This window comes from Arenimonas sp., assembly GCF_019459675.1.
GTDB lineage: Bacteria > Pseudomonadota > Gammaproteobacteria > Xanthomonadales > Xanthomonadaceae > Arenimonas.
On record NZ_JAIBFH010000204.1, the window covers coordinates 1 to 5,607 of the forward strand.

General features: G+C 69.0%; 6 protein-coding genes and 1 pseudogene. 5 read left to right on the forward strand and 2 right to left on the reverse strand.

Going from position 1 to position 5,607, the window contains the following annotated elements; genetic code table 11:
- From K0M70_RS06975 to msrB, 4 genes and pseudogenes are all read left to right on the forward strand, one after another.
- Positions 1-137: pseudogene (locus K0M70_RS06975) on the forward strand (putrescine ABC transporter permease PotH); the annotation flags it as partial.
- Positions 134-976 (forward strand): ABC transporter permease subunit, encoded by an 843-nt coding sequence (locus tag K0M70_RS06980; protein WP_290780950.1) that lies wholly within the window; start codon positions 134-136, stop codon positions 974-976. The pseudogene K0M70_RS06975 and the gene K0M70_RS06980, both read left to right, overlap by 4 nt.
- A 3-nt stretch (positions 977-979) precedes the next feature.
- Positions 980-2,338, forward strand: a complete 1,359-nt coding sequence (locus K0M70_RS06985; protein ID WP_290780952.1) for an NAD-dependent succinate-semialdehyde dehydrogenase — start codon at positions 980-982, stop codon at positions 2,336-2,338.
- A gap of 71 nt (positions 2,339-2,409) precedes the next feature.
- Entirely contained in the window at positions 2,410-2,853 is a 444-nt protein-coding gene (msrB, locus tag K0M70_RS06990; protein WP_290780954.1) for a peptide-methionine (R)-S-oxide reductase MsrB, read from the forward strand.
- Positions 2,854-2,856: 3 nt separating this feature from the next.
- Here the strand turns inward: msrB and K0M70_RS06995 are convergent, their stop codons facing one another.
- Positions 2,857-4,275 carry a dihydrolipoyl dehydrogenase gene (locus K0M70_RS06995; protein ID WP_290780956.1) on the reverse strand — a complete coding sequence of 473 codons (1,419 nt, stop codon included), beginning with the start codon at positions 4,273-4,275 and terminating at the stop codon, positions 2,857-2,859.
- A gap of 102 nt (positions 4,276-4,377) precedes the next feature.
- Between K0M70_RS06995 and K0M70_RS07000 the strand changes: the two genes are divergently transcribed.
- Complete coding sequence (locus K0M70_RS07000; protein WP_290780958.1) at positions 4,378-4,860, forward strand: hypothetical protein; 483 nt, start codon at positions 4,378-4,380, stop codon at positions 4,858-4,860.
- Between the two features lie 44 nt (positions 4,861-4,904).
- Here the strand turns inward: K0M70_RS07000 and K0M70_RS07005 are convergent.
- Positions 4,905-5,607: zinc-binding dehydrogenase (locus K0M70_RS07005; protein ID WP_290780960.1), on the reverse strand; the 703-nt coding region annotated here is incomplete at its 5' end.

Genomic DNA, 5,607 nt, shown 5'->3' on the forward strand with positions numbered 1-5,607 from the left:
TGTGGCAGGAGTTCTTCAACAACCGCGACTGGCCCGTGGCCTCGGCGGTGGCGATCGTGATGCTGGCGCTGCTGATCATCCCCATCATGGTCTTCCACCGCTACCAGTCCAGGGAAATGGAGTCGAGGTTGTCATGAGCCAGCCTCGAAACTCGAAATTCACGCTGACGATGCTGGTGCTGGGCTTCGTCTTCCTTTATGCGCCCATCCTCAGCCTGATCGTGTATTCGTTCAACGAATCGCGCCTGGTCACGGTGTGGTCGGGCTTTTCGGTGAAGTGGTACGGCGAGCTGTTCCGCGACCAGCAGATGATGGCGGCCGCCTGGGTCAGCGTGAAGGTGGCCTTCTGGACCGCCTGCGCGTCGGTGGTGCTGGGCACGATGGCGGCCATGGTGATGACGCGCTTCCGCGATTTCAGCGGCAAGACTCTGTTTGGTGCGCTGATCACGGCGCCCCTGGTCATGCCCGAGGTGATCACCGGCCTGTCCATCCTGCTGCTGTTCGTGTCCATCGGGCCGATCATCGGCATCGGCGAGCAGCGCGGCATGCTCACCATCTGGATTGCACACGTCACGTTCTGCATGGCGTTCGTCACGGTGGTGATCTCGTCGCGGCTGGGCGAGCTGGACCGGTCGCTGGAAGAGGCGGCGATGGACCTGGGCGCCAACCGGCTGAAGGTGTTCTTCGTCATCACCCTGCCCATCATCGCCCCGGCCCTGGTGTCGGGCTGGCTGCTGGCCTTCACGCTGTCGCTGGACGACCTGGTGATCGCCAGCTTCGTGTCGGGTCCGTCGTCCACCACGCTGCCGATGAAGGTGTTCTCGTCGGTGCGGCTGGGCCTGAGCCCGAAGATCAATGCGCTGGCCACCCTGATGATCCTGGCGGTGTCCATCGCCGCGGTGATCGGCTGGTGGCTGATGACCCGTGATGAGAAGAAGCGCCAGCGCGACATGCAGATGGCGCTACAGGAAGGTTGAGGCATGAGTATCGAGAACCGTGACCCCTATACCGGCGAAGTGCGCCGGTACCAGAACATGGGCAAGGCTGACATCGAAGCGGCGCTGGCTGCCGCAGCCTGGGCGTTTCCGGCTTGGGCGGCGCTGCCGCTGGCCGACCGGGGCGCCTGCCTGCGCAACGTGGCGGCCGTGCTGAGGGTGCGGCGCGATGCGATCGCCGCGCTGATGACCGGCGACATGGGCAAGCTTCGCCGCGAGGCCCTGACCGAGATCGAGAAGTGCGCCGCAGGCTGCGAGTACTACGCCGACAACGCCGGCCGCTACCTGGCCGACCAGGCCATCAGCACCGACGCCGCGCGCAGCTACGTCAGCTACCAGCCGATCGGCGCGGTGCTGGCGATCATGCCCTGGAATTTTCCGCTGTGGCAGGTGTTCCGGTTCCTCGCGCCGTCGTTGATGGCCGGCAACGTGGCGGTGCTCAAGCACGCCACCAACGTGCCGCGCTGCGCCGACGCCATCGCCGACGTGCTGACCGCCGCGGGCGTTCCGGCCGGCGTGTTCACCGTCCTGCACATCGACAGTGAACAGGCCGCCGAGGTGATCGGCGACCCACGCATCAAGGCCGTCACGCTCACCGGCAGCGAGCGGGCCGGGCGATCGGTGGCGGCGACGGCCGGCAAGCATCTCAAGAAGTGCGTGCTGGAACTGGGTGGAAGCGACCCGTTCGTCGTGCTGGAAGATGCCGATATCGACCTGGCGGTGCGCATGGCGGTGCTGTCGCGCTTTGGCAATGCCGGGCAGACCTGCATCGCGGCCAAGCGCTTCATCGTGGTGGACGCGATTGCCGATGCGTTCGTCAGCCGGTTCGTGCAGGCCAGTGCGCGGCTGGTCGCCGGCGACCCGTCGTCCGATGACACCGGCCTGGCCCCCATGGCCCGCGCCGACCTGCGTGACGAGCTGCACAAGCAGGTCCAGGCCAGCATCGCCAAGGGCGCCAGGCCGCTGTTGGGCTGTGAGCCGGGCGAGGGCGACACGCTGTATCCGGCATCGGTGCTGGACTTCGTGGTGCCGGGCATGCCGGCCTATGACGAAGAGTTGTTCGGCCCCGTCGCCGCGGTCATCCGCGCCCGGGACGAGGAAGACGCGCTGCGCATCGCCAACGACACCGCCTTCGGCCTGGGCGCCAGCGTCTGGACCCGCGATGCGGCGCGCGGCGAGGCAGCTGCGCGGCGGATTGCGGCCGGCGCCTGCTTCGTCAACGCCATCGTGCGCAGCGACGTTCGGCTGCCTTTCGGCGGCACCAAGGCGTCGGGCTATGGCCGCGAGTTGGCCGAGCACGGCATCCACGAGTTCATGAACATCAAGACGGTGTACGTGGACTGATCCGCCTCGGCGCTTGATCGGGGCCGCCCGCGGCCCCAGATTGAGGGCATACCCCGCAGCCGGAGCCCCGCATGCACACCTGGAAAACCGCGCTCGAGCGCGCCTCGAAAGGCAATCCCGCACCGGATCGCCGCGTTGAGAAAACCGACGCCCAGTGGCTGGCCCTGCTGGGCCACGACGCCTTCCGCGTGATGCGCCAGGCCGGCACCGAGCGCGCCTTCAGCTCCGAAATGTGCGGCCTGCATGAGCCGGGCATCTATGAGTGTGCCGGCTGCGGCACGCCGCTGTTCGACGCTACGGCCAAGTTCGAGTCGCACAGCGGCTGGCCGTCGTTCACCCAGCCGCTGAAGGACAACGTGGTGGACTACATCGCCGACAACACCCACGGCATGCAGCGCATCGAAAACACCTGCAGCACCTGCGGCGGCCACCTGGGCCACGTCTTCCCCGACGGCCCGGCGCCCACCGGGCTGCGCTACTGCATCAACGCGCTGTCGCTGAAGAAGTCGGCCTGAGGCTCAGCTCAGCGCCTCGGCCTTGGACGACGGGCAAGAGGCGAGGTCGGACGGGTCCATGGGGTAGTGGCTGGCCAGGTCGCGCAGCGCGGTGCGCAGGCCTTCTTCGATCACGGGATGGTAGAAGGGCAGGCGCAGCAGGTCCTGCACGCTCAAGCCCTGGCCAATGGCCAGCGCCAGCAGGTGCACCATGTGTTCGGCGGCAGGCGCGCACATCTCGGCGCCCAGCAGCTTGCCGCCTTCGCGCGCGGCATAGATCCTCAGCAGGCCGACGTTGCGCTGCGCGACGCGCGAGCGGCCCTGGCGGCTGAAGTCCACTTCACCCTCGAACGCCGTGCCCGGCGCGATGTCAGCGTGGCGCTGGCCCACGGTGGCGATGCCCGGCTCCGCGAACACGATGCCGATCGGGGTGCGGCGTGCGAAACAGGTGGGGTCATCGGCCACGGCGTTGTAGCCGGCGATATAGCCTTCGTCGGCCGCCTCGTGCAGCAGCGCGGCGTGGCCGTTGGCGTCGCCGGCCAGGAACACGTCCAGGTCGCCGATGCGCGTGGTGGTCGGGTCCCAGGGCGGCATGCCGCGCTCATCCAGCGCCACGCCCAGCGACGCCAGCCCGATGCCCTGCAGGTTGGGCCGCCGGCCGATGGCCACCAGCACCTGGTCCACCACCACCCGGGTGTTGCCGGCGCTCACGGCGATGCCGCCTTCGGCTTCGCTCAGCTCGGCGTCGCCGTCGGTACACAGCGTGAGCTGCTGGTCGAGCACGGCGCGCATCGCGGCATTCACTTTGCTGTCGGTCAGGCCCGCCAGCCGAGTGCCGCGGCCGAACGCTGTCACCTGGATGCCCAGCTGCGCCATGGCCTGCGCGAACTCGATGCCGATGGCGCCCAGGCCGATGACGGCAACGCGCGGGGGCAGGGTGGGGAGTTCGAAAATGCTGTCGCTGGTCTGCACCCGGTCGCCAAACGCGCGCCAAGGCCCGGGCACGATCGGGTGCGAGCCGGGGGCCAGGATGATGCGCTTGGCCCGGAACTCCCTCTCGCCCACGGCCAGGTGGCCGGCGCCCAGCAGGCGCGCCCGGCCGGCGATGCTGCGTTCGTCCAGCGCGTCGGTGGCCTTGACCACGCCGGCCACGAAAAAGTCGCGCAGTTCGCGCACGCGCGCCATCACCGCCGGCAGGTCCACCGACAGCGCTTCGCCGCCGCGGATGCCGAAGGTGCCCAGCCGACGGCGGGCGTGGAAGGCATGCGCGGCTTCGATCAGCGCCTTGGACGGCATACAGCCCACGCGTGCGCAGGTGGTGCCGTAAGCCCCGTCGTTGATGATGACGAAGCTCTCCGTGCGCTTGCGCACCTGCCGCAGGGCCGCCAGCCCAGCGGATCCCGCGCCGATGATGGCAACGTCCACCGTTTCAATGTTTTTCATTGCTTCCTTTTGCCCCATCCGGGTGCATGCAGGCAAGGGTTGGCGAGGCGGGGTGGGCAGGCGCTAGACTCGGACCTGAAGACCACAGCACCCGGAGCCCGCGTGAACATGACCTCCTTTCGGCGCCCTGCACCCTGGCTGCTTGCCATCGCGCTGTGCGCCGCAGCAACCCCCGCTCTGGCCCAGGAAGCCGCGCCGGGGCAGCGCGCCCAGGTCCAGGCCCGGCTTGAGACGGCCGTATCGGCCGTGCAGGCCGCGCGCATCTCGCTCGATGGTGCGCAGGCCAAACTGGCCACCGCCCGCAGCAACCTCGAGCTTGCCGACCAGGCCCGGATGGACGCCGAAAAGCAGCTTGCCGGCACCGAAGCCCAGGCAGCCCGGGGCGAGGTGACGCGTGAACAGGTGGACGCTGACCGCGCCGCCGCAGACGCCGCCACGGCGGCGGTAACCGCCGTGCGCGCCGAGATCAACGCCGCCCAGGCCGGGCTGACCGCCAGCCAGGCCAAGCTGATGTCCGCCAAGATCGCGGTGGATGCCGCCGCCGCCAGCGCATCAGCCTTCCTGGGCGACGCGCCGGCGGGCTGAAACAACGTGCTGCCTGACCCGTGGGTGCCCGTGCGCCGCACGGGTCACGGCGTCAACGCAACCTTGAGCACGCCGTCGCGCTGGTGGCTGAACAGGTCGTAGGCCGCCTCGATGTCGTCGAGCTTGTAGCGGTGCGTCACCATGGCGCTGAAGTCCACCCGGCCAGCCTCGATCACCGACATTAGCCGGCGCATGCGTTCTTTGCCGCCCGGGCACAGCGACGTAACGATGCGGTGGTCGCCAAGGCCGGCGGCGAACGCGCCCAGCGGAATCGTCAGGTCGGTGGAGTACACGCCCAGGCTGGACAAGGTGCCGCCCGGGCGCAGCACGCGAAGCGCGGCCTCGAACGTGGCCTGGGTGCCAAGCGCCTCGATCGCGACGTCCACGCCGCGCCCGCCGGTCAGGCGAAGAATCTCTTCCACCGGGTCGACCTTGCTGCTGTCCACCATGTGGTCGGCGCCCATCCTGCCTGACATCGCCAGGCGGTCGGGCAGCCGGTCCACGCCGATCACCACGCTGGCGCCGCTGAGCTTGGCGCCCGCCGTGGCGCACAGCCCGATCGGGCCCTGCGCGAACACGGCCACCACGTCACCGATACGGATGCCTGCCCGTTCGGCGCCGCCGAAACCGGTGGACATGATGTCCGGGCACATCAACACCTGTTCATCGCTCAAGCCATCGGGCACCGGCGCCAGGTTGACCATGGCATCGGGCACCAGCACGTACTCGGCCTGGCAGCCGTCGATG

What these genes read in the sequence shown, in the direction of transcription:
- K0M70_RS06980 (WP_290780950.1), top strand. Translation starts at nt 134, where the DNA reads ATGAGCCAGCCTCGAAACTCGAAATTCACGCTGACGATGCTGGTGCTG.
- K0M70_RS06985 (WP_290780952.1), top strand. Translation starts at nt 980, where the DNA reads ATGAGTATCGAGAACCGTGACCCCTATACCGGCGAAGTGCGCCGGTAC.
- K0M70_RS06995 (WP_290780956.1), bottom strand. Translation starts at nt 4,275, where the DNA reads ATGAAAAACATTGAAACGGTGGACGTTGCCATCATCGGCGCGGGATCC.
- msrB (WP_290780954.1), top strand. Translation starts at nt 2,410, where the DNA reads ATGCACACCTGGAAAACCGCGCTCGAGCGCGCCTCGAAAGGCAATCCC.